The sequence below is a fragment of the Microcystis sp. LEGE 08355 genome (assembly GCF_015207185.1).
GTDB lineage: Bacteria > Cyanobacteriota > Cyanobacteriia > Cyanobacteriales > Microcystaceae > Microcystis > Microcystis panniformis.
In genome coordinates this window covers 1-1,973 of the sequence record NZ_JADEXI010000741.1, presented here as the reverse complement: position 1 = coordinate 1,973, position 1,973 = coordinate 1, and the positions used below count along the sequence as shown (strand labels likewise).

The window sequence follows — 1,973 nt, the reverse complement described above, 5'->3', positions numbered from 1 at the left end:
GTTGTCAAACAATCCGAAACTGGTTTGGAGAAATAATTAGTTATTTCGAGCGAAGGACAACGAATGGATTAGTCGAGGGAATCAATAATAAACTTAAACTAATAAAACGAAGAGGCTATGGCTTTAGAAACTTTCGGAATTTTTGGGTTAGAAGTATGTTATCTTGGCATCTTGTCTGTTGATTTAGCATAAAGGGTAACGAAGAGCCTAAACATCTTCGGAAGCGCAATTAACTTTTGCCAATAATTTTTCTCTTTGGATTTTTTTGGTGTTGTCTATTTCTGAGTCAATTTGCTCGATAATCATTTTCTTTACTTCTTGAATATTTTCGATTTTTTGAAAAGTAGAGTGACGGATTGTATTTTTAACATGACGCTGATAATAGTCTTGATCGAAACGCAATAACATCGTATTAAATTCACGATAAAAACTGAATCCATAAGCCAATTCTAATTGCTCTTGAATATAGTCGGGACTGTATAAATGATTAATTTTATCGTTTTTGTGTATCTGCGATCTAAGCCGTTTAGTTAGATCGGAAAAATCCCAAGCTATCTGTTTCAAAGATAATATCCTTTCTAACCGGTAGCCATACCATTGAAGTGCTTGAGAACTGTTTTGATCTGGTGTTTCTCCAAAAGCATACAAATAATAGGCTCTCTGAGAATAATGAATAGAAACAGGATAAATAATGTAGTAATTTGTTATATTTTTACTAGCACTATAGTATTTTATTTTAATAGGAGAAATTAGAGACTGTTTCCAAAATTCTTTTAAATTGTCTGCCCAATCTGCTACTTTATCCTGTAGAGCTTCAGGAACAATATATTCAGCTTGAATAAAAAATCTTTGATGTCCATTGATTTTAGTTGTTAGTAGTTCAGCAATAGTAGATAGACCATCATTGAGAAAACTTAACCAATTATTTTCAGTAATTATATCATTATTATGCTTAATTAAATTGCAATTATCTAATGAATTTAGAGATGAAGAGACAACTTTTTTATAGTGACCTTTAAGAGAAGCTGATTTAATTAATTTTGGCTGATTTAATTGGGCAAGTCGCTTAAAATTATTTCTTAAAGTTCGTTGGGTTACTTTAAAAATATGAGAAGATAAAATTTGTTGCAAATTTTCAGAGCTAAGTTGATATCTGGCAATTATTTGCTCTTGCCATTTTTGTTGATAAAATAGCGGATATTCTCCTAGTAGTAAATCTTCTAATTTTTTATTTTGAACATCTGGTATTTTTGTCCATAATTTATCTATCCAAGTAATACAGTCAAACCATTCTTGGTCTATTTCCACAAAAAAATCACTATTAAAATCATAAAAAGATTGCTCGATTATCCATAATCGTACAGCATTTTGTATTAAATTTAAGAAATTATCAATCTGTTTCTGATCAGACTTAGGATAATTCGCTAATCGAGCTAATTCAGGGACAAGTTCTTCTAGAGTTGTGATAGTAGGTAAGGACATAGCCAAGTTAGAGAAAGGGAAAAATAGAGGGATTTCACTCCAATTATAAAAAAAGTAGGGAAACCCCCCTTTCCTTCCTTAAAGGGTGCATAAGGAAGAACAGAAATAACAGTCAGAACTTTGCAGATGGTCTATATTGGTTTTTAGCCAATTAGAATTGGGAAAATCATAAATCCAATCTAAACCAGAATCGATAGGGAGAAAGCCACTGATAATTCCGTGAATCACCCCTACTCCCGTGCTGGCACAAATATTATTTAACCAATAGACTGCTGGCGCGTCAATTCCTTGTAAATAACCAGCTTCAGAGGCAATGGCGGCGATCTCAGTCGGTGCAGACTCTAATGCCGCTTGTTGTAGATTAATAACCCACATTCCGCACCCTAAGTGTCACAACGTCTCGAAAGAGGAAGATGCCTGAGTCAAAATACTTATCTAGAGGAGTGAGTTGGCGGCAAGCTGCCAGCAACTAAGCCGAAAATTTCAGAGTT

3 protein-coding genes are annotated in these 1,973 nt (G+C 33.6%); 1 reads left to right on the top strand and 2 read right to left on the bottom strand.

Going from position 1 to position 1,973, the window contains the following annotated elements; translation table 11 throughout:
• Window positions 1–182, top strand: a 182-nt coding sequence (locus tag IQ242_RS23570) for a transposase (RefSeq protein WP_193961621.1), incomplete at its 5' end; no start/stop codon positions are given.
• 25 nt (window positions 183–207) lie between these two features.
• On the opposite strand, the gene IQ242_RS23565 is transcribed toward IQ242_RS23570, so the two are convergent.
• Together IQ242_RS23565 and IQ242_RS23560 are read right to left on the bottom strand one after the other, a co-directional pair.
• Complete coding sequence (locus tag IQ242_RS23565; RefSeq protein ID WP_193961620.1) at window positions 208–1,482, bottom strand: TIGR03985 family CRISPR-associated protein; 1,275 nt, start codon at window positions 1,480–1,482, stop codon at window positions 208–210.
• 78 nt (window positions 1,483–1,560) lie between these two features.
• A complete protein-coding gene (locus IQ242_RS23560; protein ID WP_193961619.1) occupies window positions 1,561–1,857 on the bottom strand; it encodes a hypothetical protein in 297 nt (98 codons plus the stop codon).
• Window positions 1,858–1,973 lie beyond the last annotated feature (116 nt).

Excerpts from the sequence above, each read along its gene's own strand:
- IQ242_RS23565 (WP_193961620.1), bottom strand. The coding sequence starts at position 1,482 with ATGTCCTTACCTACTATCACAACTCTAGAAGAACTTGTCCCTGAATTA.
- IQ242_RS23560 (WP_193961619.1), bottom strand. The coding sequence starts at position 1,857 with ATGTGGGTTATTAATCTACAACAAGCGGCATTAGAGTCTGCACCGACT.